We start from the raw sequence: 25,193 nt of genomic DNA, 5'->3' as shown, positions 1-25,193 counted from the left end.
TACAAAAACCACCCCTCAAGGAGACAAGTAATGAGTGTCATGAAACTGCGTCATCTGGCCATCCCCGCCGTATGCCTTGCGCTGTCCGCCGCTGCATCGGCCGCCGGCTTCCCGGAAAAACCGATCCACTTCGTCGTGCCCTTCGCGGCCGGCACCGCGACCGACCAGCTGGCGCGCGCACTGGGACAGGCGGTCAGCCAGGAGACGAAGCAGCCGGTCATCGTCGACAACAAGCCCGGCGGGAATGGCTTCATCGGCGCCAACGAGGTGGCGCGCGCCGCGCCGGACGGCTACACGGTCCTCATCGCGACGAATACCACCCACGCGGCTGCGGAGCACCTGTACAAATCCGTGCCCTACGACCCGGTGAAGAGTTTTGCGCCGATTACGGCACTCGGCAAGGGCGGACAGATCATGGTCGTCAATGCCTCGTCTCCCGTGAAGAGCGTGGCCGACTTCATCGCCCTCGCCAAAAAGGAGCCGGGCAAGATCAGCTTCGGCAGCGGCAGTTCGTCGAGCCGGGTGGCGGGCGAACTGTTCCAGCAGCTGGCCCACGTGCAGCTGCTGCATGTTCCCTACAAGAGCAACACCTACGCCATCACCGACCTGCTGGGCGGTCAGATCCAGATGATGATCACCGATTCCGCTACCGGCCTGCCGCATATCAAGAGCGGCAAGCTGCGCGCCCTGGGCTATTCGGAAGGCCACCGCTCGCCGCTGATGCCGGATGTGCCGACGATCGCCGAGGCCGGCGTCAAGGGCTATGACGTCGGTTACTGGTTCGCCGCCTATGCGCCGGCGAAAACGCCGGCGCCGGTGGTCGCCAGGCTCAATGAGCTGCTGAGCAAGGCCGCGAAAAGCCCCGGCGCCAACAGCGGTTTCTACGCGACCAGCGGCACCGCGATCTTCCTGACCTCGCCCGAGGAGCTGGCGGCATTCCAGCAGGCCGAGTCGAAGAAATGGGGTGAGATCATCCGCAAGGCGGGGATCGAAAAAGAATAGCGAGTCGCCGGTCGAGGACCGGCAACAAACAGACGAGGCCAGCTTCCATGCTGGCCTTTTTGCTGGGGCCACTACAAGCTGTGCCTGACGTGCGCGATCCCCAGTTCCTCGTAGATTTCGTAGATCACTTCCAGCATGTTGACCAGCTCCGGTGAGCGGTCCATGTGGCGCGCGCTGAAGATGATCGGCGAGACCGCCGTGACTTCGTCGAGCGGCCGGTAGACGACGTCGGTGCGGATCATGCCCTGCAGGCTTTGCGGAACGACGGCCACGCCCTGGCCGGCGCCCACCAGGCCGACCGCGATCTGCAGTTCGCGCACCTCCAGCACCGTTTGCGGCACCAGGTTGCGTTCCTTGAAGGTGGCCAGCACCTGGTCGGCAAAACTCGGACGGGGCGCTTTCGGGTAGACCAGCAGCGTCTCCTGCGCCACCTGCGACAGCTTCAGGGGACCCTCGATCGCGCTCAGGCGGTGCCCGACGGGCAGGGCCACGATCAAGGCTTCTTCGCGCAACACAATGCGGCGGATCGCCGGATCTTCACTCTTGAGCCGGCCGAAGCCGACATCGATCCTTCCCTCCTTGAGCGCCTGCAGCTGTTCCATCGTGGTCAGCTCGTGGAAGCTGATCTCGAGCGACTGGTAGCGGTTGCGAAAGCGCCGCACGATCTCCGGCAACAGCCCGTACAAGGTCGACGCGACGAAGCCGATCGCGAATTTGCGGTCGATCTTGCCGACGCGCTGGGTCATGGCCTTCAGGTCGGAGGCCTTGGCCAGCAGTTCGGCGGCATGGGCATGGAAGAACTTGCCGGCCTCGGTCAGGCGCACCGGCCGCGAGCCCTTTTCGATCAGCACCACGCCCAGTTCTTCTTCCAGCTGCTGGATCTGCCGGCTCAGCGGCGGCTGCGCGATGTGCAGGCGTTCGGCCGCGCGCGTGAAGTTCTTTTCGTCGGCGACGGCGACGAAATAGCGCAGGTGGCGCAGCTCCATGTTCATACCTCCAGGGTATCGAAGCGATACCAAATCAGTGTTGGACGGTCATCATGTTCAGGAATATCGTGTATTCACTTATCCCATTATACGAATTAAATATGATCCGCGAAATCGAAACCACGCTTGTCGACGTCCCGACCATCCGGCCGCACAAGCTCTCCGTCGCGACCATGAACACGCAGACGCTGGTCCTGGTCCGGGTCCGTTGCGACGACGGCATCGAAGGCTGGGGCGAGGCGACCACGATCGGTGGCCTCAACTACGGCGAAGAAAGCCCGGAGAGCATCAAGGCGAACATCGACGCCCACATCGCGCCGCTGATTATGAACATGGACGCTTCGAAGGTCGCGCTCGTGATGAAAAAGCTGCGCAAGACCATCCAGGGCAACCGCTTCGCCAAATGCGCGATCGAGACGGCGCTGCTCGACGCGCAAGGCCAGCGCCTCGGCGTGCCGCTCTCCGAACTGCTCGGCGGCCGGGTGCGCGACAGCGTGCCGGTGGCCTGGACCCTGGCCAGCGGCGACACGGCGAAGGACATCGCCGAGGCCGAGGCGATGCTGGAAAAGCGCCGCCACCGCATTTTCAAGCTCAAGATCGGCGCGCGCGCCCTGCAGGAAGACGTGGACCACGTGCTCGCCATCAAGCGCGCCCTCGGCGACCGCGCCAGCGTGCGGGTCGACGTCAACCAGGCCTGGAACGAACTCGATGCCGTGCGCGGTATCGCCCAGCTGGAAGCCGGCGGCATCGACCTGGTCGAGCAGCCGGTGCGCGCCGAGAACCGCGCCGCGATGCGCCGCCTGGCGGCCCGCTTCGACGTGGCGCTGATGGCCGACGAGGCGCTGCATGGCCCGCTCGACGCCTTCGACATCGCCCGCAACCACGGTGCCGACGTGTTCGCCGTGAAGATCGCCCAGTCCGGCGGCCTGTTCCCGGCGAAGGAGGTCGCCACCGTCGCCCAGCTGGCCGGCATCGGCCTGTACGGCGGCACGATGCTGGAGGGCGGCATCGGTACCGCCGCCACGGCGCACCTGTGCGCCACCTTCACCGACCTGTCCTGGGACACCGAGCTGTTCGGGCCACTGCTGCTGACCGAGGAAGTGCTGGAAGAGCCGCTGGTCTACGCCGACTTCGCCTTGCAGGTGCCGTCGAAGCCGGGCCTGGGCGTGCGCGTCGACGCCGCCAGGCTGCGCCGCATGCGCCGCCGTTGAACCCAAATACAAGAGGAGACCACCATGCTGTTTCACGTAACGATGGAAGTCCAGCTGCCGCAGTCGATGCCGAAAGACCAGGCCGACGCCCTGAAGGCGCAAGAAAAGGCGCTCGCGCAGCGCCTGCAGGAAGAGGGCAGCTGGCGCCACCTGTGGCGCGTCGCCGGCCAGTACGCCAACGTCAGCATCTTCGACGTGCCCGGCAACGAAGAATTGCACGCGCTGTTGATGTCGCTGCCGCTGTTCCCTTACATGCGGATCGCGGTCACGCCCCTGTGCCGCCACCCCTCGTCCGTCCGCGCCGGCGACCTGTAATCCGAAACCAGTCCAATCCTAGGAGACAAACATGAACCACCAACAAATCGACCTGCTGGCCAAACAATGGATCGTCGACGCCGCCGACCGTCCCGCCAACCCGCGCGTGCAGGCCATCGTCCTGCGCCTGGTCGCCGACCTGTGCAAGGCGATGGAAGACCTCGACATCCAGCCGAGCGAATTCTGGAAGGGCGTCGAATTCCTCACCAACGCCGGCAAGAACAATGAACTGGGCCTGCTGACCCCGGGCCTGGGCCTGGAGCGCTTCATGGACATCCGCGCCGACGAGGCGGAAGCGCGCGCCGGCATCGAAGGCGGCACGCCGCGCACCATCGAAGGTCCGCTGTACGTGGCCGGCGCGCCGGAGGCCAAAGGCTTTGCGCGCCTCGACGACGGGACCGAGAGCGGGCAGGGCGAGGTACTGTTCATGCAGGGTACCGTGTTCGATGCCGACGGCAACGCGGTGCCGGGCGCGAAAGTCGAAGTCTGGCACGCCAACCTGCTCGGGAATTACTCCTTCTTCGATTCCACTCAATCGCACTTCAACCTGCGCCGCACGATCGTCACCGACGACCAGGGCCGCTACGCTTTCCAGACCATCATGCCCAAGGGTTATGGCTGTCCGCCGGGCGGCAGCACCGCGACGCTGCTCGACCAGTTGGGCCGCCACGGCCAGCGCCCGGCCCACATCCACTTTTTTGTCAGCGCCCCCGGCCAGCGCAAGCTGACCACGCAAATCAACATCGACGGCGATGAATACCTGTGGGACGACTTCGCATTCGCCAGCCGCGAAGGCCTGGTGCCGCCGGTCACCCGGGTCGATGACCCGGCAGCCATCGCCGCGCGCGGCCAGGACAAGCCCTTCGCATCGATCGATTTTGATTTCCGCCTGCACCGCGACATCGAAGCTGCACCGAGCGCACAAGTCGAGCGCCAGCGCGCCGCGGCATAAGCGAAGCCTGAGAGGAGAACACCATGATCCCGATCCATCCCGTGCCTGCACGTCCCACGGCCAGCAACATCGACCTCGACGCGCTGCTGGTTGAAAATCACGAAACCGGCGACCACCGCCTGCACCGCAGCGCGTTCACCGATCCGGAACTGTTCGAACTCGAGATGAAGCACATCTTCGAGGGTAACTGGATCTACCTGGCCCATGAAAGCCAGATCCCGAACAACAACGACTACTACACGCTGCAGATGGGCCGGCAGCCGGTGTTCATCGCACGCAACCGCCAGGGCGAGCTGAACGCCTTCATCAATGCCTGCAGCCACCGCGGCGCCCAGCTCTGCCGGCTGAAGCGCGGCAACAAGGCGACCTATACCTGCCCCTTCCACGGCTGGACTTTCAATAACAGCGGCAAGCTGCTGAAGGTGAAGGACCCGGAAGACGCGGGCTATCCGGACTGCTTCAACAAGGAAGGCTCGCACGACCTGAAAAAGCTGGCGCGCTTCGCCAACTACAAGGGCTTCCTGTTCGGCAGCCTGAACCCGGACGTGCCCTCGATCGAGGAATTCCTCGGCGAGGCCGGCAAGATCATCGACATGATCGTCAACCAGTCGCCCGACGGCCTGGAAGTGCTGCGCGGCGCCTCGACCTATACCTTCGAGGGCAACTGGAAGCTGCAGGCCGAGAACGGCGCCGACGGCTACCACGTCTCGGCCGTGCACTGGAACTACGCCGCCACGACCAATCGCAGGAAGGAAGAGGCCGAGCGCGAAGACAAGATCCGCGCCATGGATGCCGGCAAGTGGGGTCGCCAGGGCGGCGGCTTCTATGCCTTCGACCACGGCCACATGCTGCTCTGGACCAAGTGGGCCAATCCCGAAGACCGGCCGAACTACCCGCGCCACGCCGAGTATGCGGCGCAGTACGGCAAGCCGACCGCCGACTGGATGGTCGAGCGCTCGCGCAATCTGTGCCTGTACCCGAACGTCTACCTGATGGACCAGTTCGGGTCCCAGATCCGCGTGCTGCGCCCGATCGCGGTCGACAAGACGGAAGTCACGATCTACTGCATCGCGCCGAAAGGCGAATCCGACGAGGCGCGTGCCCGCCGCATCCGCCAGTACGAGGACTTCTTCAACGTCAGCGGCATGGCCACGCCCGACGACCTGGAAGAATTCCGCGCCTGCCAGACCGGCTACGCCGGCAGCGCCATGCCCTGGAACGACATGTGCCGCGGGGCCAAACAGTGGATCCAGGGCCCGGACGAGGCGGCCAGGGAAATCGGCCTGGCGCCGGTGCTGAGCGGCGTGCGCACCGAGGACGAGGGGCTATATACGGTGCAGCACCGCTACTGGCTCGACGTCATGAAGAATGCCAAAGCGGCCCAGGGAGAGCAGCCATGAGCGCCATCGCCATCACTGACGTCGCGGCATTCCTGTTCCGCGAAGCGCGCCTGCTGGACGACGAGGCCTGGGACGAGTGGCTCGACTGCTACCACCCGGACGCGCAGTTCTGGATGCCATCCTGGGACGACGACGGCCAGCTGGTCTCGGACCCGCAGCGCGAGATCTCGCTGATCTACTACCCGACGCGCCAGGGCCTGGAAGACCGCGTATTCCGGATCAAGACCGAACGCTCGAGCGCTACGGTGCCCGACACGCGTACCAGCCACAACATCGCCAACATCGAAATCGAGAAGCAGGAAGGAACAGTGGTCACGGTGCGCTTCAACTGGCACACGCTGAGCCACCGCTACAAGACCGATTTTTCCTATTTCGGCATGTCGCGCTACGTGATCGATTTCGCCGGCAGCCAGCCGAAGATCCTGGACAAGTACATCGTTCTGAAGAATGACTACATCCACCAGGTGATCGACGTGTATCACATCTGAACAGCCACATCCAAGCAGCGTTACCCAAGCTTCACACATCGCCGCAACGCAGCCCGGCAGGGCGGTCCGCGGCCAAGGAGACACCATGAGCCATCACATCGCCCTGCAGTTCGAAGACGGGATCACCCGCTTCATCGCGTGCAACGACAAGGAGACCCTGTCCAACGCCGCCTATCGCCAGCGCGTCAACATTCCGCTGGACTGCCGCGACGGCGCCTGCGGCACCTGCCGCGCCCATTGCGAGTCCGGGAGCTACGACATGCCGGAGTCCAGCTATATCGAAGACGCGCTCGAAGCCGCCGACGCGGCCAAGGGCTTCGTGCTGGCCTGCCAGATGCGCCCCAAAAGCGATTGCGTGGTCAAGATCCTGGCCACCTCGCAGGCCTGCAAGTCGGGCGCCCACAGCTATGGCGGCAAGATCGCTTCGGTCGAGCAGTTCTCGCCTTCGACCATCCGCTTCGCCATCGACCTGGACGATGGCGCGGCCCCCGGCTTCCTGCCCGGCCAGTACGTGAACGTCCAGATTCCCGGTACCGAGCAGACGCGCTCCTACTCCTTCAGTTCGGCGCCCGGCGCCGGCCGCGTCGAATTCGTCGTGCGTAACGTGCCGAACGGGCGCATGAGCGACTACCTCGCCAACCAGGCGGGCGCGGGCGACGCCATCAGCTTCCTCGGCCCCTTCGGCAGTTTTTACCTGCGCCCGGTCGCGCGGCCGGTACTGTTCCTCGCCGGCGGCACCGGCATCGCGCCTTTCCTGTCGATGCTGCGCAGCCTCGAACAAAGCGGTTTCGCCCATCCGGTGCGCCTGGTCTATGCGGTCACCAACGACTTCGACCTGATCGGCCTCGATGAACTCGAGCGCATCGCGGCAGCCCATCCGAACTTCACTTACGTCACCTGCGTGGCGGCGCCCGAGAGCACGCATCCGCGCAAGGGCTATGCCACGGCCCATGTCGAGCCAGGCTGGATGAACGACGGCGAGGTCGACGTCTACCTGTGCGGCCCGCCGCCGATGGTGGACGCCGTGCGCGGCTGGCTGGGCGACATCGGCGTCACGCCCGCCAGTTTCCATTACGAGAAATTCTCGCCGAATGCAGGAGCTTAGTGATGACGAACCAAAACCGTTTTGAAGGCAAGGTCGTCGTCGTTACCGGCGCGGCCCAGGGCATCGGGCGCGGCGTCGCGCTGGCCGCGGCGCGCGAAGGTGCGCAGCTGGTGCTGGCCGACCGCGCCCGGGTGCTGGAAGAAGTCGGCGCCGAGGCGCAGGCGCTGGGCGCCCTGGTCACGCTCGCCAACGTCGACCTCGAGACGTATGCCGGCGCGAGCGCACTGATGGAGACGGCCTTGCGCGAATTCGGCCGCATCGACGTGCTGGTGAATAACGTCGGCGGCACCATCTGGGCCAAACCCTACCAGGAATACGAGGAAGCGCAGATCGAGGCCGAGATCCGGCGCTCGCTGTTCCCGACCCTGTGGTGCTGCCGCGCCGTACTGCCGGCGTTGATCGCGCAGAAGAGCGGGGCGATCGTCAACATCTCCTCGGTGGCGACGCGCGGCATTCACCGGATTCCGTATTCGGCCGCCAAGGGCGGCGTCAATGCACTGACCGCCAGCCTGGCCTTCGAGCATGCGCAGGACGGCATCCGCGTCAACGCGGTGGCGACCGGCGGCACAGAGGCGCCGCCCCGGATCGTCCCGCGCAATCCGAACCCGCTGAGCGCACAGGAGCAGGCCTGGTACCAGGGCATCGTCGATCAGACCGTCGAGTCGAGCCTGATGCACCGGTATGGGACGATCGACGAGCAGGTACGCGCCATCCTGTTCCTGGCCTCCGACGAGGCTTCCTACATCACCGGCAGCGTGCTGCCGGTAGCTGGCGGCGACCAGGGGTGACCATGACGACCATTCCTGTCAACGGCGCCACCCTCAACGTCCGCTGCGACGGCGAGCGCAGCCGCCCGGCCGTCGTCTTCTCGAATTCCCTCGGCACCGACCTGTCGATGTGGGACGCCCAGGCCGCGGTGCTGGCCACGCGCTTTTACGTGGTGCGCTACGACACCCGCGGCCATGGCGGCTCAGTCGGCACATCCGGTGCGCCGGCCGGACCGTACACGGTCGAACTCCTCGGGAGCGACGTGCTCGGGCTGCTCGATCACCTCGACATCGAACGCGCGCATTTTGTCGGCCTGTCGATGGGCGGCGTGATCGGCCAGTGGCTCGGCGCGCATGCGCCGGGCCGCCTCCAGAAGCTGGTGCTGGCCAATACGGCGTCGAAGATCGGCACGCGCGAGGGCTGGCAGGCGAGGGCTGCGGCGGTGCGCGCCGAGGGCATGAACGAGATCGCCGCGGGCTCGCCGTCGCGCTGGTTCACGCCCGGCTTCGTCGGGCGCCAGCCGGTCGTGGTGGGCAGCATGCAAAAGACCGTGCGCGGACTCGACCCGGAAGGCTATGCGGCCTGCTGCGAAGCGCTCGCGATGGCCGACCTGACGCCGGACCTGCGCCGCATCGAGGCGAGCACGCTGGTGATCGCCGGCACGGACGACCCGGTGACCACGGTTGCCCACGCGTGCGCGCTGACAGCTGCAATCAAGGGCGCGACCATGGCGACCCTGCCGGCCTCGCACCTCTCGAACGTCGAGGCGCCGGACCGGTTCACCGACGCCGTCGCATCCTTCCTGCTGGCCTGAACCGGCCGCGTACGATTCACTACCGGAGACACGCATGCTACAGACTGGTCATCGAAGGCCGGCGGATGCCTTGCCCGCAGTATCCGAATCCGCCGGCGCCGGCGGCCGCTCCTGGTCCGACTGGTCGGCTTCCAGCGTCACGGCGGGCTTTCTCGCCGTGCTGGTGTCCTTCACCGGACCGCTCGCGATCTTCTACCAGGCAGCCCAGGCGGCCCAGGTGGACAGCAATATGTTTGCCTCCTGGGTCTGGGGCATCTCGATCGGCGCTGCCGTCTCGGGCATCGTCCTCTCCTGGGTGCTGCGGGCCCCGATCATCACCGCCTGGTCGGCGCCGGGCACGGCCCTGCTGATCACGCTGTTCCCCGGCCTGTCGCTGAACGAAGCGGTCGGCGCCTACCTGACGGCCGCCGCGATCCTGCTGGCGATCGGCTTGTCCGGCAGTTTCGACCGCGTCATGGCCCATGTGCCGAAGGGTGTCGCCAGCGGCATGATGGCCGGGATCCTGCTGCCCTTCGGCCTGAATGCCTTCCGCTCGACCGCCACGCTGCCGCTGCTGGCCTGCGGCATGATCATCGCCTGGCTGGCGTTCCGGCGCTGGGCGCCGCGCTACAGCGTCATGCTGCTGCTGGTCGCCGGCGTGCTGCTCGCGTTCCTGCTCGATACCACCCATTTCTCGCGCGTCGAGCTGAAGCTGGTCGCCCCGCAATTCATCGCGCCCGCCTGGTCCTGGGCCAGCACCTTCAGCCTGGCCTTGCCGCTGGTGCTGGTGACGCTCGCCGGCCAGTACCTGCCGGGCATGGCGGTGCTGAAAACCTCCGGCTACGACACCAACGTGCGCCAGATCATGGCGGTCAACAGCCTGGTCTCGCTGGCGGTCGCGGTCACCGGCGGCATCACGATCGCGATCGCCGCGATCACCGCCGCGATGTGCACCGGGCCGGACGCCCATGTGGACCCGCGCCGGCGCTACGTGGCCGGCATTGCCAACGGGGTGTTCTACCTGCTGGCGGGCCTGTGCGGCGGCTCGATCGTGATGCTGTTCGCGGCGCTGCCGAAGGAACTGGTCGTCACGCTGGCCGGCCTGGCCCTGCTCGGACCGATCACCGCCAACCTGGCCGGCATCGTCGCGGCGGAAGACCACCGCGAGGCCGCCGTCATCACTTTTCTCGCCACCGCATCGGGCATGAGCTTCCTCGGCCTCGGCTCGGCCTTCTGGGGGATCGTGATCGGCATGCTCGCCTACTGGATGTTGCACCTTCAGAGATCGAAAAACCCGCAGTAAAGAGCGTCTCGCACCAAAACCCAACGATAACGGAGACAAGTATCATGCGACACATCGACATCCACAAAACCGCCGACGCGGCGAAATTCAACGGCTTCCACGCATCCCTGCTGCTGTGGTGCGCCCTGATCATCATTTGCGACGGCTACGACCTGGCGGTGGCCGGCATCGCCGTCCCGTCCATCATGAAGGACATGGGCGTCACCGCCCAGAACGCCGGCTTCATGGTCAGTTCGGCCCTGTTCGGCATGATGTTCGGCGCAATCTTCCTCGGCACCCTGGCCGACCGCATCGGCCGCCGCTGGGCGATCGTCATCTGCCTCGCGCTGTTCAGCGTCTTCACGGCCGCTGCCGGCCTCACGCACGATCCCTATGTGTTCAGCGTGATGCGCTTCCTGGCGGGCCTCGGCATCGGCGGCGTGATGCCGAACGTGGTGGCGCAGATGACCGAATACTCGCCGCGCAAGATCCGCGCCACGATGGTGACCCTGATGTTCAGCGGCTATGCCGTCGGCGGCATGCTCGCGGCCGTCCTCGGCAAGGGCCTGATCGAACAGCACGGCTGGCAGTCGGTGTTCCTGGCAGCCGGCGTGCCGGTGCTGCTGATTCCCTTCGTCCTGAAGTCGATGCCGGAATCGATGCCTTTCCTGGTCAGGCAGGGCCGTCTCGAGGAACTCAAGGCCATCGTGCTGCGCCTCGACCCGAGCTACCGCCCGCAGGCGGGCGACAGCTTCGCGCTGCCGGCGGTCGACCGTGCCTCCGGCGCACCCGTCGGTAAACTGTTCCAGGAAGGCCGCGCCTTCTCCACCATCATGTTCTGGGTTGCCTTCTTCATGTGCCTGTTCATGGTGTATGCGCTCAGCTCCTGGCTGACCAAGCTGATGGCTGGCGCCGGCTACAGCCTCGGTTCCGCGCTGACGTTTGTCCTGGTGCTGAACTTCGGCGCCGTGATCGGCGCCGTCGGCGGCGGCTGGCTGGCCGACCGCTTCCACATCAAGTACGTGCTGGTGGCCATGTATGCGCTGGCCGCGGTGTCGATCACGCTGCTGGGCTATCCGGTATCGACGCCGGTGCTGTTCCTGCTGGTCGGCCTTGCGGGCGCTTCGACCATCGGCACCCAGATCGTCACTTACGCGTATGCTGGCCAGTTCTACCCGAGCGCGATCCGCTCCACCGGCATCGGCTGGGCTTCGGGTGTCGGCCGCAGCGGTGCCATCCTGGCGCCGATCGTGATCGGCACCCTGGTCGGCATGCAGCTGCCGCTGCAGCAGAATTTCCTGGCCATTTCGATCCCGGCCGTCGTCGCCACGATTGCCGTCTCGCTGATCCGGCATGAGCGCTCCGCGACGGCGCCCCTGCCGCTGGCTGGCGCGGTGCGCGAGACCGCCTGATCACGATGGGAGATGATATGAACCGGACCGTCTTTACAGTACTCGCCGCGAGCGCCTTGATTTCCTGCAGCGTCGATGCCGCCGCCGCGGAAGCCTACCCGAGCCAGCCCATCAAATGGGTGGTGCCCTTCCCGCCGGGCGGTGCGATGGATACGATGGCGCGCACGCTCGGCGAGAGCCTCTCGGTCAGCATGAAGCAGCCGGTCGTGGTCGAGAACCGGCCGGGCGCCGGCGGCGCGATCGGCTCCGGCATCGTCGCCAGGGCGGCGCCGGATGGCCACACCATGCTGATCGTGTCCGTCGGCCACGCGGTGAACCCGAGCATTTATCCGAAACTGCAATACGACGCCACCCGCGACTTCGAACCGGTCAGCCTGGTGGGCATCGTGCCCAACCTGCTCGTTGCCCATCCATCCGTGAAAGCCAACAACGTGAAAGAGCTGGTCGCGCTGGCGAAAGCCCGGCCGGGCAAGCTCACCTACGCGTCGGCCGGCAACGGCACGACCGTGCACCTGGCGGCCGAACTGTTCAATTCGATGGCCGGCGTCGACATCGTGCACGTGCCGTACAAAGGCAGCGCGCCGGCCGTGACCGACCTGATGGGCGGGCAGGTCGACATCATGTTCGATTCGCTCTCGTCGGCCAAGCCCTATGTCGAGTCGGGCAGGCTGAAGGCGCTCGCCGTGACCACCGCCAAACGATCGAGCGTCTTCCCGAACGTCCCGACGATTTCCGAGTCGGGTCTTCCGGGCTATGAGCTGAGCGGCTGGTATGCCGTCTTCGTGCCCGCCAGGACACCGAAGCCGATCGTGGATCGCCTCAATGCCGAACTGGTGAAAGCGCTGAAGCAGGCCAATGTCCGGGCGCGCTTTGCCCAGATCGGCGCGGAACCTGTCGGTTCATCGCCGCAGGAACTGGCGGCCACGCTGAAGACGGAAACGGCGCGCTGGGCCCAGATCGTCCGCGAGCGCAACATCAAGGCCGACTAGGGCGGCGGGGGGCGGCGCTCATGCATGCCCGGCGCCGGCGGCGCCGTACATGTGCTCGAACTCGGCCATCGGCAGCGGGCGCCCCAGCAGGAAGCCCTGCATCGAGGAACAGCCGCCATGGACCAGGAATGTTCGCTGCGCCTCGTGCTCGACGCCCTCGGCCACGATCTCGAGCTTGAACTTGCGGGCCAGCGCGATGATCGCCTCGACGATCGATCCCGAGGCCGGATCGATACCGATGTCGTGCACGAAGGAGCGGTCGATCTTCAGCGCGGAGAGCGGGAAGCGCCTGAGATAGGCCAGCGAGGAATAGCCGGTGCCGAAATCGTCGAGCGAGAAGCAGATGCCCTGGGACCGAAGCGCGTACATGCGTTCGCTAATTTCCTGCATGTTTTCGGCGAACACGCTCTCGGTCAGTTCCAGGCAGAGCCGTTTCGGGGGCGCGCCGGTGGCGTCCAGGATCGTCGCCACCGCCGCCGGAAAATCCGAATCGCGCATCTGGTGGATGCTGACGTTCACTGCCAGCTTCAGGCACGCCAGCACGGGGTCGCGCTCCCAGCGCGCGAGTGCGCGGCAGCTTTCCTCCAGCACGTACTCGCCCAGGGGAAGGATGAGGCCCGACTCCTCGGCGAAGCCGATGAAATCGTCGGGGCCGACCAGCCCGTGCTCGCCGCGCTGCCAGCGGACCAGCACCTCGGCGCCCACCAGACGCCCGTGGCCATCGAACTGCGGCTGGCAGAACAGGCGGAACTCGCCCAGCGACAGGCCGTCGCGCATCGCCAGCTCGAAGGCGGCGCGGCGGTCGGCCTCGTTCTGCATGCTGGGATCGAAAAAGCGGGCCATGTCGCGCCCGTCGGCCTTGGCGCGGTACATGGCCAGGTCGGCCTGCTTGAGCAGGGTTTCGATGTCGGTACCGGTGCTGTCGAAGAGCGTGATGCCGATGCTCGCCGTGTTCTTGAACAGGAGCGAGTCGAGCTGGTAGGGCTGGCCGAGGGCCGACAGGATCTTGTTCGCGACCCGGTCGGCCTCGGCGGCCGCGGCGCGCGGCGACATGCCCAGGTCTTCCAGCACCACGACGAATTCGTCGCCGCCAAGCCGTGCCAGCTGGTCGCTGTGGCGCACCGTGGCGCGCAGCCTCTCGGCGGTCTGGCGCAGCAGCATGTCGCCCAGGTCGTGCCCCATCGTGTCGTTGAGCAGCTTGAAGTTGTCGAGGTCGAGGTAGAGCAGGGCGCCATAATGTCCCGAGCGCCGCCCGCGCGCCAGCACGTGTCCCAGTTCCTCGATCAGGAAGCGGCGGTTCGGCAGGCCCGTCAAATGGTCGAAATAGGCCAGTTCGTAGATGTGCCGCTCGGTACGCTTGCGCTCCGTGAGGTCGGTGTTGACGCCGGAAATACGCAGCGGCCTGCCGCTGTGGTCGCGCAGCACATAGCCGCGCGACAGCACGGGCACATAGTGTCCTTCCCGGTGCCGCAGCCGGAACTCCAGGCTGTAGCCGTCGCGCGTGCCCGGCAACAGGTCCGCGAGATAGGCGCCGATCATCGCGTCGTCTTCCGGGTGCAGCAGACGGCGCCAGGCGCCGGAGTCGTCCAGCCCTTCGCCGCTGCAGTAGCCGAGCATGTTCCACCAGCGCGCCGAGTAATACACCTCGCCCGTGACCAGGTCCCAGTCCCAGGGTGCATCGGTGGAGCCCTTGAGCACGAGCCGCAGGCGTTCTTCCGATTTCTCCAGGGATTGCTGGGTCCTCTTCAAGGCCGTGCAATCGGTGAAGCAGACCACCACCTGGCGCAGGCGCCCGGCTTCGTCGAAGTCCGGGTAGGCGTTGCACAACAGCCAGGACGGCGAACCGGAACCGACGATGCCGGCGACGAGGCCCGACAGTTTGCGGCCGGTGCTCAGCACGACGTGTGCCGGAAATTCCTCGGGCGGCATGGGCGAGCCGTCCTCGCGCAGCACGGCCCAGGCGCTGGCGCTGGGGTCGACCCCGAGCAGCTGCGCTTCGCTCCGGCCCAGCAGTTCCTGGGCCAGCCGATTCGCCGAGACGATGCGGCCGTCCGGGGCATGCACAACGATACCCGCCGGCAGCTGGTCATGCAGCACGCCGGGGGAGCAGAGGAGGTCCGCTGGGGAAGAGGGCGGCATGGCAGTCGGAGAGGCAACGACAATCGGCAAGCGATCGCGGCATACTAGCAGTTTGACCCGCAGATGGCGCGCGCTTGGCCGCCGCCGTCCCCGCTGCCTGCCTGCTCATTCTCCCGTGATCTTCGCCTCTTTCACGAACTTGCCCCAGCTCTGGAATTCCCTGGCGGTGTAGTCGCCGAGCTCCTTCGGGTTCATGTACACGGCGTAGGCGCCCTGCGCTTCCGCCTTGCTCTTGAACTCCGCCGTCTGCGTGATCTTGCCGATCTCGCTCGTCAGCCTGTCGATCACCGGCTTGGGCGTACCGGCCGGCGCATACACGGCAAACCACGAACTGACGTCGAGCTTCTCGAAGCCCTTGATGGCGGCGGTGGTCGGCACGTTGGGGACGGCCGGCAGGGCCACGTCGCCGGTGATGGCCAGCGGGCGCAGTTTTCCGGTCTTGATGTGGCTGATCAGGGGAGGGGCCGTGGTGAAGGTCATGTCGACATTGCCGCCGAGGAGATCGGTGATGGCGGGGCCGGTGCCCTTGTACGGGACGTGGGTGATGTCGGCCTGCGTCAGGTGGCGGATCATTTCGCCGGTGACGTGCTGCAGCGAGCCGTTGCCCGACGAGGCGTAGCTGAGTTTACCCGGGTGGGCCCTGGCGTAGCCGACCAGTTCCGGCAGCGTCTTGACGGGGATGTCCGGGCGCACCACGATCACCTGCGGCGCCACCAGCAGGTTGGCCACCGGCGCAAAGTCCTTGATCGGGTCGAAGGGCAGCTTCATCAAATGGGGCGTGACGACCTGGTAGCCGGAGTACTGGACCAGCAGGGTATAGCCGTCGGGCTTTGCGCGCTTGACGGCCGACCCCGCGATCGCGCCCGAGCCGCCCGGCCGGTTGTCGACGACCACCGGTTTGCCCAGTGCCTTCGACAGGGGATCGGAAATCATGCGCGCGGCCATGTCGGTGGTGCCGCCTGCCGCCGAGGACACGATCAGCGTGATCGACTGGGCCGGCCAGGCCGGGTCCTGCGCCTGTGCGGCCGTGGCGGCAAGCATGCCGAGGCCGATGACGGTGTGCGAAAGCAGGTTGTGGATGGGTTTCATGCTTGTCTCCTGGTTGGTCTGATCATATGTGTGCTGCCTGAATGCGGTATCAATCCAGCTGCGCCTGCACCAGCTCTTCGAGTCTGCGTGCCAGCCGCGCCTGCGCATGTTCGCTGGCCCAGGCCACGTGCGGCGTGACCAGCAAATTCGGCAGGTCGCGCGCCAGCAGCGGGTGATCCGGGGGCGGCGGTTCGACATCGAGCACGTCGAGCGCGGCGCCGCCGATGCGCCCCAGCCGCAGGGCCTCCACCAGTGCTTCGGCGTCGACCAGTGCACCGCGGCCGGTGTTGACGATGACGGCGTCCGGCTTCATGCGCGCCAGCGCCTCCCTGCCGATCATGCCGCGCGTAGCTGGCGTCAGCGGCACGTGCAGGGTCAGCGCGTCCACGCATTCCAGCAATTCGCCAAGGGGCAGCTCATCGTCCCGGCACGGCTTGCCGGGTGCCTGGGCGAACAGCACCTGCATCCCGAGCCCGCGCGCCAGCCGCGCCGCCGCTTCGCCGATGCGGCCGCGTCCGACGACGCCGAACACGCTGCCGCCGACGTCGCGGATGCGCGGCCCGGTCCAGCAGAAGTGTCCGGAGGCGCTCCAGCGGCCGTCGACCGCGGCGGCGGCGTAGGTGACGAGATGGCGGCGCAGCGCGAACAGGGTCGCGATCACGTGCTCGGCAACGGAATCGGAACCGTAGTCGGGCACGTTGGCCACCGCGATGCCCAATTCGGCAGCGGTCTCGCGATCGATGTTGTCGGTACCGGCGGCGGCTACCGCCACCAGCCGCAACTGGCCGGCGGCGCGCAGCTGTGCGGCGTCCAGGCGCACCTTATTCGTGATGACGACCGTGGCCTCGCGGATCCGTTCCGCCACCAGCTCGGGCGTGGTCGACGGCCAGGCCGTGTAGTCGATCGTCGCCTGGTCGAAACGCAGGTCGGTCGGGAGCGTGGCCGCATCCAGGAAGACGACTTTCATGCGGCCGCTCCCGCGAACGCGCGCTGCTCCGGCATGTCCGCGCCGCCCTCCGGCATCGGATGCAGGTCGAGCCGGCGGCCGGCCTTCAGGATCTGGCTCGGCACCTCATGGCCAATCAGGCCGGGCAGCCGGGCGGCGGCGGCCAGGATCCCGTCCAGGTCCACGCCGGTGTCGTAGCCCTCCAGTTCGAGCATGTGCACCAGCTCCTCGGTGCAGACATTGCCGCTGGCGCCGGGCGCATACGGGCAGCCGCCAAGGCCGCCGAGGGAAGAATCGAAGCGGTCGATGCCCGCCGCCAGCGCGGCCAGGGTATTCGCCAGCGCCAGGCCGCGCGTGTTATGGAAGTGCAGTGTCAGCTCCAGCGCCGGGAAGCGCGCACGGGCCAGCCGGGACAGCTCGCCGACCTGGGAGGGATAGGCCATGCCCGTGGTATCGCACAGGGTCACGCCGTGCACGCCGAGGTCGGCGAAGCGTGCCGTCCAGTCCAGCACTTCGGCCACCGGCACCTCGCCCTCCATCGGGCAGCCCATCGCGGTCGACAGCGAGACGTTGACGGCGACCGGCGACTGCCTGACGACCTTCACTACCTCGGCCAGTTGCGCGAACGACTGCTCGCGGGTCATGCGCAGGTTGCGGCGGTTATGGGATTCGCTCACCGACATCACCAGGTTCACTTCGTCGACCTTGCAGGACAGGGCGCGCTCCGCGCCGCGGATGTTCGGCACCAGCACCGTGTAGACCACGCCTTCCTTGCGCCGGATCTGGTGCATCACCGCTTCGGCGTCCTTCAGCGCCGGAATCGCTTTCGGTGAAGTAAACGAGGTGACTTCGATCTTGGCGTAGCCGCACTCGCTCAGGGCGTTCACGAGCGCGATCTTGTCCTCGGTCTCGACGTAGACCGCCTCGTTCTGGAAGCCGTCGCGGGTCGCGACTTCCTGGATGTACAGACGCTGCTTGGCCATCACGGCTCCTTCAGATGATGCCGCGCGCACGCCAGGCAGCGCGGGTGGTGGAATCGATGCCGATGTCGGCCAGCACCGCATCGGTGTGTTCGCCCAGGGCCGGTGCCGCATGCAGCACCTCGCCCGGGGTCGCGCTCAGTTTGGGGACGATGCCGGGCACCTGCACCGGCGTGCCGTCCGCCAGTTGGGTGTCGAGGATCATCTCGCGCGCCTTGTAGTGCGGGTCGGCGGCAATATCGGCGACGTCGTAGATGCGGCCGGCCGGAATGCGCGCTTCGTTGAGGCGCTCCAGTACCTCGTCGAGCGTGCGCTCGGCGGCCCAGGCGCCGATCGCCGCGTCGAGGCGCGCCACGTGCCTGACGCGGCCGTCGTTGCGGGCCAGCTCCGGGTCGTCGCGCAGATCCAGCCGCTCGATGACCTCCATCAGGCGCCGGAAGATGCCGTCGCCGTTGCCGGCGATGAGCGCGTATTTGCCGTCGGCGCACAGGTAGGCATTGGTGGGGGCGATGCCCGGCAGGCTGCTGCCGGCAGCCTGGCGCACCGTGCCGAACACCGAGTATTCCGGCAACAGGCTTTCCATCATGTTGAAGACCGACTCGTACAGCGCCACGTCGACGACTTGCCCTTCGCCGCCGTTCTGGTCGCGGTGGCGCAGGGCCAGCAGCACGCCGATCACCCCGTGCAGGGCGGAGAGCGAGTCGCCGATCGAGACCCCGGCACGCACCGGCGTGCGCCCGGGTTCGCCGCTCAGGTGGCGCAGGCCGCCCATGGCTTCGCCGACCACGCCGAAGCCGGGACGGTCGCGGTAAGGGCCGGTCTGGCCATAGCCGGACACGCGCAGCATGACCAGCTTCGGGTTGATCGCATGCAGGGCCTCCCAGCCCAGGTTCCAGGCTTCCATGGTCCCGGGACGGAAGTTCTCGATCAGGACATCGGCGTCCTGCACCAGTGTACGAACGACGTCCTGGCCTTCCGGCGTGCGCAGGTCGAGCGACACCGATTGCTTGTTACGCGACTGCACCGCCCACCAGACCGAGGTGCCTTCGTGCAGCAGGCGCCACTTGCGCAGCGGGTCGCCGCTGCCGGGCGGTTCGATCTTGATGACCTCGGCGCCGAATTCGGCCAGCATCTTGCCGGCAAAGGGCCCGGCGATCAGTTGTCCAAGCTCGATGACCCGCAAGCCTTGCAGGGGTTTCGTCATGGTCGTCTCCTCGATTGTTCACGTTGTCGGATCGATAGTAGGTCTGGCGGAACCGTTTGGAAATCGGTTATTCTTCAAGGACCCTTTCCATTTCGGAAAAGCGAACCGATGCCCCCATGATCAATCCCGGCCACTTCGACCTGCAGTCCCTGCGCGTGTTCCTGCACGTGGCGCTCACCGGCAGCCTGACGCGTGCGGCGGACAAGTCGCACATGACGCTGTCGGCGCTGAGCAAGCGCATCGCGGAACTCGAGCGCACCGCCGACTGCAGCCTGTTCATCCGCCATCCGCGCGGGCTGGAACTGACCCCGGCGGGAACGGAGCTGGTGCAGCACGCGCGCGCGGTGCTCGATTCGGTGAACCGGATGGCCGATGCGATGGGCGATTTCGCCATCGGCGTGCGCGGCCATGTGCGGATCTGGGCCAACACCTCGGCGGTCACGCAGTTCCTGCCGCGCGACCTGGCCGCCTTCGTGCGCGAGGAGCCCCTGATTCGCCTCAGCCTGGAGGAAAAGGTCAGCGCCGAATCGATTGCGGCGGTGGCGGCGGGCGAGGCGGACCTCGGTATTTTTGCTGACAACGTGCCCGCGCCCAGCCTGGAAAAATACCTGTACCGGCGCGATCACCTGATGGTGGTCGTGCCCGCCGACCATCCGCTGGCCGCGCTGACGGAGATCTCGTTTTCCGAGACGCTCGAATACGACCTGGTCGGCCTGAACACGGGAAGCTCGCTGCTGCAACGCGTGACCGACGCCGCCGCCTCGCTCGACAAGGCCTTGCGCCTGCGGATCCAGGTCAGCAGCTTCGACGGCATTTGCCGCATGATCGAAGCCGGGCTGGGCGTCGGCGTGCTGCCCGACGGCGCGGTGCGCCCCGAGCACACGGGCCTGCACGCGATTCGCCTGACCGACGCCTGGGCCCGGCGTTCGCTGTGGCTGGGCGTGCGTGCGCGCGCTTCGCTGGCCCCGGAGGCGCTCAAGCTGCTCGACCACTTGCGCCATGGGGGCTAGCTTTGCCGATCCGGAAAAGCAGCTGGAGCAATCGGCAATCCCGGCCCGGGCGCGCCTGCCCTATGATCATCGTCCATTCAGGAGAATTACATGATGTCGCGTGAACGCAAACCGCTGCGGGTGCTGGTCGCCCCCGATTCCTTCAAGGGCAGCCTGCCGGCCAGCGCCGTCGCCGCCAGCATCGCCGCCGGCGTGCGCGCCGCCATCCCCGGCGCGCTGGTGAGCGAGGCCCCGATTGCCGACGGCGGCGAGGGGTCCGCCAGCGCCATCGCCCAGGGGCTGGGCGGGACCTGGCTGCAGGTCAGTGTGCGGGACGCCAACGGCGCCACGATCGCCGTGCCCTTCGCGGCCTGCACCAGCCCTGCGCTGGGCAGCTTCGCGGTGCTCGACGTCGCCGAGATCGTCGGCCTGCCGGCGGCCGTCGCAGCGCCGGGCGCACGCAGCACGCGCGGCGTCGGCCAGGCGATCCGGGCGATCCACGAACGCGGCTTCACGACGATTGCGCTCGGCCTGGGCGGATCGTCGACCAACGATGCCGGCGCCGGCATGCTGGCGGAACTGGCCCTGGTGTGTCGCGACGAAGCCGGGAACGAGCTCGATCCGGTCTTCGACAACCTGATGCGGGTGCAGTCGGTCGAGCGCCGGCCCGGTGCCGAATGGCTGGGCGGACTGCACCTGATCGGCCTGACCGACGTGACCAGTCCCCTCAACGGGCCCGAGGGCGCCAGCATGATATTCGGCGGACAAAAGGGATACGGCGACCTGGCGCAGGCCGATGCCGTGCTGGCGCATTTCGCCCGTTGCTGCACGGCCTTGCTGGGGGACGACCTGAGTCGCGCCGCCGGAGCGGGCGCCGCCGGCGGCCTGGGGTTCGCCGTGACGGTGGTGGGCGGCAGCCTGCGCCCGGGTGCGCAGTTCGTGCTCGAGGCGCACCGGTTGACGCCCGGCGCGGTCGACTACGACTGGATCATCACCGGGGAAGGGCGCTCGGACGGACAAACCCTGCTCGGTAAAGGCCCGGCCATGGTGGCGCGCCTGGCCCGTGACAGCGGGATTCCGGTGACCCTGCTGTCGGGCGCGGTCGAACTCGACCCGGCCCTCGAAGCGGCCTTCGACGGCTGCTTCTCTATCCAGCCCGGGCCGGTGAGCCTGGACTACGCGATGCGCAATGCCGGGATGCTGCTGGAACGCGCGGGCAGGCAGGTCGCCGCGCTGTTCGGCAAGGCGCACAGCCGGGGCTAGGCGCCTGCGCGAACTCCAGACGCAAGGCAAGAGGGCTCGCCCACTTCGGTGGCGAGCCCTTTTTTGTTGCTGCCAGTTCAGGAGAAAAGGCGAAAATGCACGAACACTAATCAGACGTCTGACGAGTATCTGGCGATTTGAAAGACTTTCTCAGCCCGATTTCGCCTCATGGGCCTCGTAAGCCCGGCGCAGGCGCTCACGGCTGTTGCTGAGGTGGGTGCGCATCGCCGCGCGCGCCGACTCGGGATCGCGGCGGACGATCGCGGTCACGATGTCGTCGTGTTCGCGCGTCACCCGCTCGATGTACACCGACGGGGCATCGCGCGTGAACTGGACGGTGTTCTTGCGCGCTTCGGGGAGCAGCCTGGTGCCCAGGTGGTTCAGGGTGTCGTACAGGAAGCGGTTGTCGGCGGCATGCGCGATCGACAGGTGGAAGGCGGTATCGGCCTGTGCCGTCTCGGCGCCGGAACGGCAGAGCGCGAGGAAATGCGCCAGCGCGGCGTGGATCCTGGCCAGGTCGCTGTCGGTGCGGCGGCTGGCCGCCAGCCCCGCGGCTTCGGTCTCCAGGCTGATGCGCAGCTCGAGCAGGGCGAGCACGTCCTTCATCGTGACGACGCCTTCCGTCGCCATGCCCATCGGCTGGGGCGCGCCCGCCACTGCAAAAGTGCCGATGCCCTGGAAGGTCTCGACGAGGCCCGCGGCCTGCATCTGCGAGACCGCTTCGCGCACCACCGAACGGCTCACGCCGAGCGTGGCGATCACCTCCGCCTCGGAGGGAATCTTCTCGCCCGGCGCGATGCGGCCGTCGCGAATCATGTCCGAAATATGGGCCACTACGCTGTGCGCCAGGGTACGGGCCTTCTTGCGGGCCGGGAGGGGATGGGTGTCGTTCATGGATGCTTTTGTGAAAAAAATGAGACGGTCGAGATGCTTGCTATTCCAAAATGATGTGATTATACTCGGTCGTAAGTTGTCTGACGACTGGCAAGAGAAATGCGGCATTGACCGCATCGCCAGCCGCCGTTTCCACCAGCAGGTCCGAGCCGGGCCGGTCCGGGTGGCACGCACACCGCGCCGATCGCGCCAGGTGCCGGCGCAAGGACACATGCCTACCTAAACCAACGGAGGAGACGAGAGTATGTACCAGAATTGCCCACCGCAGCGACGTACCATCCTGGCGACCGCGGTCGCCCTTGCAGTCCTCAGCCTGGCCGGCGCGGCCGCGGCCCAGGAGGCCGCGCCGGCCGCGCCGATGCAGAAAGTCGAAATCACCGGTTCCAGCATCAAGCGCGTCGCCAGCGAGCAGGCGGTGCCCGTCACCACCGTCAAGGCGGAGGAGATGACCAACAGCGCGCTGACCACGGTTGCCGACGTCGTCACTTCGCTGCCGGTGGGCGCCACCAACGTGCCCTCGTCGGCCGGCGCCGGCACCAACGTCAACATGCGCGGCATCGGCATCAACCGCACCCTGGTCCTGCTCAACGGCCGGCGCCTGGCCAACGAGCCGATCTCGGACGGTTTCGTGAACGTCGACGTGATCCCGATGAGCGCATTGAGCCGGGCCGAAGTGCTGCGCGACGGCGCTTCCTCGACCTACGGCGCCGATGCCGTCGGCGGGGTGCTCAACTTCATCACGCGCCCGAGCTTCAAGGGCCTGAACGTGACGGCGCAAACCGTGCAGCCGGAACGCTCGGGCGGCGGGCGCGAATACCGGCTGTCGGTGCTGGGTGGCGTCGGCTCGCTGGCCGAAGACGGCTGGAACGTCTATGCCACCGTCGACCATCACAAGCGCAGCGCGCTCGACTCGGCCGACCGCCCGGAACTGAGCAGCCCGGAACAGCTGGCCAGCCTGGGCATCGCACCCAAGCTCAGTACCGGCACCTATGCGCAGCCGGCGAACATCTTCTCGCCCAGCACCGGCATCACCGGCAATCCGTATTATTCGAAAGGCTGCACGGCGCCGTACTCGGTACCCGCGCCGAAGAATACCTGCGCCCTGAGCGCCAACTATATCCTGGCGCTGCCGGGCAATGCGCAGACCACCTTCTTCAGCAAGGGCAGCCTGCGCCACGGCGACGACAAGCTGTTCACCGCCGAGCTGCTCTACGCAAAGGAACACATCAAGACGCAGAAGGCGCCGACGACCAGCGTCGGCTTCAACGGCGTGACCATGAAGATCACGCCGAGCAGCCCGTATTATCCAGGCGGAAGCGCCGGCGTGCCGGCCATCGCCGGCATCAACGGTTCGCCCCTGAACGTATCCTGGAGCGTGGCCGAACTCGGCCCGGCGATCGCCGACGACGAGCAGCAGAACATGCGCCTGGTGCTGGCCGACGAGGGCAAGGCCCTGGGTTGGGATTACCGTCTCGGCTTCGTGTACGCGGCGGGCCGGCGCGACTCGTACTTCGTGCGCGGTTACCTGAACGGCCCGCAGTTGAACGCCGGTGTCCTGAACGGCATCCTCAATCCCTTCGGCACCCAGGATGCGAAGGGCCTCGACTACCTGAAAAGCATCTCGGTCGACGGCAACCAGATCCGCCACACGACCAACGTGTACACGGGCGTCGACACCACCTTCACGCGCGAACTGGTTCAACTGGGCGGCGGCGCGCTCACCCTCGCCACTGGCGCCGAATTCCACCACGACGGCGACGAGGACCGCTCGCTCGACGGCGACGCCCTGGTCCCGTACCAGAACCGCATGCCGAGCCACTCCAGGGGCAGCCGCAACATCGCGGCCGCCTTCGCCGAGCTCGACCTGCCGTTCACGAAGGAACTCGACGTCGGCCTGGCAGTGCGCGGCGACCGCTATTCCGACTTCGGCAGCACCGTCAACCCGAAGCTCACCGTGCGCTGGCAGCCGACGAAGCTGCTGATGCTGCGCGGCTCGGCCAGCACGGGCTTTCGCGCCCCGACCATCTTCGACCGCTACGGCTACCGGCTTCCGGGCGCCACCGCGCTGACCACTGCCAGGTGGGATGACCCGCTCCTGTGCCCGGGTGGACGGATGGGCGTGCCCGGCACCGGCACGGCCGTCGCCGGCGCCAATCCGCTGGTGGTCTGCAATGCCATCCTGCCGATCCAGCAGGGCAGCAACCCGGACGTGGAGCCGGAGAAGGCGCGCAACCTGACCGCCGGCGTGGTGGTCGAGCCGATCCGGAACGCCACCGTTTCGGTCGACTGGTACGACATCCGCGTCCGGAACAGCATCGGCGTGCTGGCCCAGAATGCGATCTTCACCAACACCGCCAAGTACGCCGACCTGTTCGTCAGGAACCCGGACGGCTCGCTCGCCTATGTGAAGGACACTACCGACAACCTGGGCGACCTGCGCACCAGCGGCATCGACCTGGGCCTCCAGTACAAGCTCCCGCGGAATCCACTGGGCGACTTCCGGGTCGGGCTGGAGGGCACCTATGTGACCCGCTTCCAGACCCAGAACGAGAAGGGAGGCGAATGGATCTCGAACCTGGGCCGGTTCGGTTCCATCGGTTCGGGCAACGTCAGCTCGGCCCCGACCTACACCTTCCGCTGGAAGCACACGGCGCGCCTGTCGTGGAACAGGGCCGACTGGTTCGGCCAGCTGACCAACTTCTACAACACCGGCTACCACGACCTGAACAACGTGCTGCCGGAGTTCCGGCGCGACATCAGCTCGTATTCGATCTGGAACCTGACGGCCGGCTACAAGGGCATTCCCCACACCACCATCCTGGTCGGCGTCAGCAACCTGGCCGACACCAGGCCGCCGGCGACCAACTCGAACGCGACCGGCTACGCGAACAACGTGTCGAGCCCGATCGGCCGCGCCTGGAACCTGCGCCTGAGTTATGACCTGTGATACGGACCTGTAATACGGACCTGTAAGTGCATGGCCGGG

Annotated in this window: 22 protein-coding genes; 15 read left to right on the top strand and 7 right to left on the bottom strand. The window is 66.9% G+C overall.

Annotated features, from left to right (window positions below; all coding sequences use genetic code 11):
• Positions 1-39: 39 nt before the first annotated feature.
• Positions 40-1,002 carry a Bug family tripartite tricarboxylate transporter substrate binding protein gene (locus LPB04_RS18885; RefSeq protein ID WP_193689086.1) on the top strand — a complete coding sequence of 321 codons (963 nt, stop codon included), beginning with the start codon at positions 40-42 and terminating at the stop codon, positions 1,000-1,002.
• Positions 1,003-1,073: 71 nt separating this feature from the next.
• On the opposite strand, the gene LPB04_RS18880 is transcribed toward LPB04_RS18885, so the two are convergent.
• Positions 1,074-1,988 carry a LysR family transcriptional regulator gene (locus tag LPB04_RS18880; RefSeq protein WP_193686027.1) on the bottom strand — a complete coding sequence of 305 codons (915 nt, stop codon included), beginning with the start codon at positions 1,986-1,988 and terminating at the stop codon, positions 1,074-1,076.
• A 101-nt stretch (positions 1,989-2,089) separates the two neighbouring features.
• Between LPB04_RS18880 and LPB04_RS18875 the strand changes: the two genes are divergently transcribed.
• From LPB04_RS18875 to LPB04_RS18825, 11 genes are all read left to right on the top strand, one after another.
• On the top strand, positions 2,090-3,199 hold the full coding sequence (locus tag LPB04_RS18875; protein ID WP_193686026.1) for a muconate/chloromuconate family cycloisomerase: 1,110 nt from the start codon (positions 2,090-2,092) through the stop codon (positions 3,197-3,199).
• Positions 3,200-3,223: 24 nt separating this feature from the next.
• Positions 3,224-3,514, top strand: coding sequence for a muconolactone Delta-isomerase (gene catC / locus LPB04_RS18870; protein ID WP_193686025.1), 291 nt, complete (start codon positions 3,224-3,226; stop codon positions 3,512-3,514).
• 31 nt (positions 3,515-3,545) lie between these two features.
• Positions 3,546-4,466: a catechol 1,2-dioxygenase gene (gene catA / locus LPB04_RS18865; protein WP_193686024.1), complete on the top strand. Its 921-nt coding sequence runs from the start codon at positions 3,546-3,548 to the stop codon at positions 4,464-4,466.
• 23 nt (positions 4,467-4,489) lie between these two features.
• Entirely contained in the window at positions 4,490-5,866 is a 1,377-nt protein-coding gene (gene benA / locus LPB04_RS18860) for a benzoate 1,2-dioxygenase large subunit (protein WP_193686023.1), read from the top strand.
• The gene (gene benB / locus LPB04_RS18855) at positions 5,863-6,354 is read left to right on the top strand and encodes a benzoate 1,2-dioxygenase small subunit (protein ID WP_193686022.1); all 492 of its coding nucleotides are present in this window, start codon (positions 5,863-5,865) and stop codon (positions 6,352-6,354) included. The genes benA and benB overlap by 4 nt, the downstream gene beginning before the upstream one ends.
• Positions 6,355-6,439: 85 nt before the next feature.
• Complete coding sequence (benC, locus tag LPB04_RS18850; protein WP_193686021.1) at positions 6,440-7,459, top strand: benzoate 1,2-dioxygenase electron transfer component BenC; 1,020 nt, start codon at positions 6,440-6,442, stop codon at positions 7,457-7,459.
• 2 nt (positions 7,460-7,461) lie between these two features.
• Complete coding sequence (locus LPB04_RS18845) at positions 7,462-8,247, top strand: 1,6-dihydroxycyclohexa-2,4-diene-1-carboxylate dehydrogenase (RefSeq protein WP_193686020.1); 786 nt, start codon at positions 7,462-7,464, stop codon at positions 8,245-8,247.
• Positions 8,248-8,249: 2 nt separating this feature from the next.
• The gene (gene pcaD, locus LPB04_RS18840) at positions 8,250-9,041 is read left to right on the top strand and encodes a 3-oxoadipate enol-lactonase (protein ID WP_193686019.1); all 792 of its coding nucleotides are present in this window, start codon (positions 8,250-8,252) and stop codon (positions 9,039-9,041) included.
• 34 nt (positions 9,042-9,075) lie between these two features.
• Complete coding sequence (locus tag LPB04_RS18835) at positions 9,076-10,323, top strand: benzoate/H(+) symporter BenE family transporter (protein ID WP_193686018.1); 1,248 nt, start codon at positions 9,076-9,078, stop codon at positions 10,321-10,323.
• A 44-nt stretch (positions 10,324-10,367) separates the two neighbouring features.
• Positions 10,368-11,714 carry an MFS transporter gene (locus LPB04_RS18830; protein WP_193686017.1) on the top strand — a complete coding sequence of 449 codons (1,347 nt, stop codon included), beginning with the start codon at positions 10,368-10,370 and terminating at the stop codon, positions 11,712-11,714.
• Between the two features lie 17 nt (positions 11,715-11,731).
• Complete coding sequence (locus LPB04_RS18825) at positions 11,732-12,703, top strand: Bug family tripartite tricarboxylate transporter substrate binding protein (protein WP_193686016.1); 972 nt, start codon at positions 11,732-11,734, stop codon at positions 12,701-12,703.
• Between the two features lie 18 nt (positions 12,704-12,721).
• Here LPB04_RS18825 and LPB04_RS18820 read toward each other — a convergent pair whose 3' ends face one another.
• The 5 genes from LPB04_RS18820 to LPB04_RS18800 form a co-directional block, all read right to left on the bottom strand.
• Positions 12,722-14,842, bottom strand: a complete 2,121-nt coding sequence (locus LPB04_RS18820) for a putative bifunctional diguanylate cyclase/phosphodiesterase (protein ID WP_193686015.1) — start codon at positions 14,840-14,842, stop codon at positions 12,722-12,724.
• Between the two features lie 105 nt (positions 14,843-14,947).
• On the bottom strand, positions 14,948-15,931 hold the full coding sequence (locus LPB04_RS18815; protein WP_193686014.1) for a Bug family tripartite tricarboxylate transporter substrate binding protein: 984 nt from the start codon (positions 15,929-15,931) through the stop codon (positions 14,948-14,950).
• Positions 15,932-15,980: 49 nt separating this feature from the next.
• A complete protein-coding gene (locus LPB04_RS18810; protein WP_193686013.1) occupies positions 15,981-16,898 on the bottom strand; it encodes an NAD(P)-dependent oxidoreductase in 918 nt (305 codons plus the stop codon).
• Positions 16,895-17,860 carry a hydroxymethylglutaryl-CoA lyase gene (locus LPB04_RS18805; RefSeq protein WP_193686012.1) on the bottom strand — a complete coding sequence of 322 codons (966 nt, stop codon included), beginning with the start codon at positions 17,858-17,860 and terminating at the stop codon, positions 16,895-16,897. Before LPB04_RS18805 ends, LPB04_RS18810 begins: the two co-directional genes overlap by 4 nt.
• Positions 17,861-17,870: 10 nt before the next feature.
• Positions 17,871-19,061: a CaiB/BaiF CoA transferase family protein gene (locus tag LPB04_RS18800; RefSeq protein WP_193686011.1), complete on the bottom strand. Its 1,191-nt coding sequence runs from the start codon at positions 19,059-19,061 to the stop codon at positions 17,871-17,873.
• A gap of 116 nt (positions 19,062-19,177) precedes the next feature.
• Between LPB04_RS18800 and LPB04_RS18795 the strand changes: the two genes are divergently transcribed.
• Together LPB04_RS18795 and LPB04_RS18790 are read left to right on the top strand one after the other, a co-directional pair.
• A complete protein-coding gene (locus LPB04_RS18795) occupies positions 19,178-20,071 on the top strand; it encodes a LysR family transcriptional regulator (protein WP_193686010.1) in 894 nt (297 codons plus the stop codon).
• 90 nt (positions 20,072-20,161) lie between these two features.
• The gene (locus tag LPB04_RS18790) at positions 20,162-21,313 is read left to right on the top strand and encodes a glycerate kinase (RefSeq protein WP_227496480.1); all 1,152 of its coding nucleotides are present in this window, start codon (positions 20,162-20,164) and stop codon (positions 21,311-21,313) included.
• A 150-nt stretch (positions 21,314-21,463) separates the two neighbouring features.
• Here LPB04_RS18790 and LPB04_RS18785 read toward each other — a convergent pair whose 3' ends face one another.
• Positions 21,464-22,207: a FadR/GntR family transcriptional regulator gene (locus LPB04_RS18785; protein WP_193686009.1), complete on the bottom strand. Its 744-nt coding sequence runs from the start codon at positions 22,205-22,207 to the stop codon at positions 21,464-21,466.
• Between the two features lie 244 nt (positions 22,208-22,451).
• Between LPB04_RS18785 and LPB04_RS18780 the strand changes: the two genes are divergently transcribed.
• Complete coding sequence (locus LPB04_RS18780) at positions 22,452-25,154, top strand: TonB-dependent receptor plug domain-containing protein (protein ID WP_193686008.1); 2,703 nt, start codon at positions 22,452-22,454, stop codon at positions 25,152-25,154.
• Positions 25,155-25,193 lie beyond the last annotated feature (39 nt).

The sequence above is a fragment of the Massilia litorea genome (assembly GCF_015101885.1).
GTDB classification, from domain to species: domain Bacteria; phylum Pseudomonadota; class Gammaproteobacteria; order Burkholderiales; family Burkholderiaceae_D; genus Telluria; species Telluria litorea.
Note: the sequence above shows the minus strand (reverse complement) of the source record. Positions and strands in the feature narration are given on the sequence as shown.

Coding starts and splice junctions, on each gene's coding strand:
- catC (WP_193686025.1), top strand. CDS start 3,224: ATGCTGTTTCACGTAACGATGGAAGTCCAGCTGCCGCAGTCGATGCCG.
- LPB04_RS18800 (WP_193686011.1), bottom strand. CDS start 19,061: ATGACGAAACCCCTGCAAGGCTTGCGGGTCATCGAGCTTGGACAACTG.
- benB (WP_193686022.1), top strand. CDS start 5,863: ATGAGCGCCATCGCCATCACTGACGTCGCGGCATTCCTGTTCCGCGAA.
- LPB04_RS18805 (WP_193686012.1), bottom strand. CDS start 17,860: ATGGCCAAGCAGCGTCTGTACATCCAGGAAGTCGCGACCCGCGACGGC.
- benA (WP_193686023.1), top strand. CDS start 4,490: ATGATCCCGATCCATCCCGTGCCTGCACGTCCCACGGCCAGCAACATC.
- pcaD (WP_193686019.1), top strand. CDS start 8,250: ATGACGACCATTCCTGTCAACGGCGCCACCCTCAACGTCCGCTGCGAC.
- LPB04_RS18830 (WP_193686017.1), top strand. CDS start 10,368: ATGCGACACATCGACATCCACAAAACCGCCGACGCGGCGAAATTCAAC.
- LPB04_RS18795 (WP_193686010.1), top strand. CDS start 19,178: ATGATCAATCCCGGCCACTTCGACCTGCAGTCCCTGCGCGTGTTCCTG.
- LPB04_RS18815 (WP_193686014.1), bottom strand. CDS start 15,931: ATGAAACCCATCCACAACCTGCTTTCGCACACCGTCATCGGCCTCGGC.
- LPB04_RS18810 (WP_193686013.1), bottom strand. CDS start 16,898: ATGAAAGTCGTCTTCCTGGATGCGGCCACGCTCCCGACCGACCTGCGT.
- LPB04_RS18835 (WP_193686018.1), top strand. CDS start 9,076: ATGCTACAGACTGGTCATCGAAGGCCGGCGGATGCCTTGCCCGCAGTA.
- LPB04_RS18785 (WP_193686009.1), bottom strand. CDS start 22,207: ATGAACGACACCCATCCCCTCCCGGCCCGCAAGAAGGCCCGTACCCTG.
- LPB04_RS18790 (WP_227496480.1), top strand. CDS start 20,162: ATGATGTCGCGTGAACGCAAACCGCTGCGGGTGCTGGTCGCCCCCGAT.
- benC (WP_193686021.1), top strand. CDS start 6,440: ATGAGCCATCACATCGCCCTGCAGTTCGAAGACGGGATCACCCGCTTC.
- LPB04_RS18780 (WP_193686008.1), top strand. CDS start 22,452: ATGTACCAGAATTGCCCACCGCAGCGACGTACCATCCTGGCGACCGCG.
- LPB04_RS18845 (WP_193686020.1), top strand. CDS start 7,462: ATGACGAACCAAAACCGTTTTGAAGGCAAGGTCGTCGTCGTTACCGGC.
- LPB04_RS18885 (WP_193689086.1), top strand. CDS start 40: ATGAAACTGCGTCATCTGGCCATCCCCGCCGTATGCCTTGCGCTGTCC.
- LPB04_RS18880 (WP_193686027.1), bottom strand. CDS start 1,988: ATGGAGCTGCGCCACCTGCGCTATTTCGTCGCCGTCGCCGACGAAAAG.
- LPB04_RS18825 (WP_193686016.1), top strand. CDS start 11,732: ATGAACCGGACCGTCTTTACAGTACTCGCCGCGAGCGCCTTGATTTCC.
- LPB04_RS18820 (WP_193686015.1), bottom strand. CDS start 14,842: ATGCCGCCCTCTTCCCCAGCGGACCTCCTCTGCTCCCCCGGCGTGCTG.
- catA (WP_193686024.1), top strand. CDS start 3,546: ATGAACCACCAACAAATCGACCTGCTGGCCAAACAATGGATCGTCGAC.
- LPB04_RS18875 (WP_193686026.1), top strand. CDS start 2,090: ATGATCCGCGAAATCGAAACCACGCTTGTCGACGTCCCGACCATCCGG.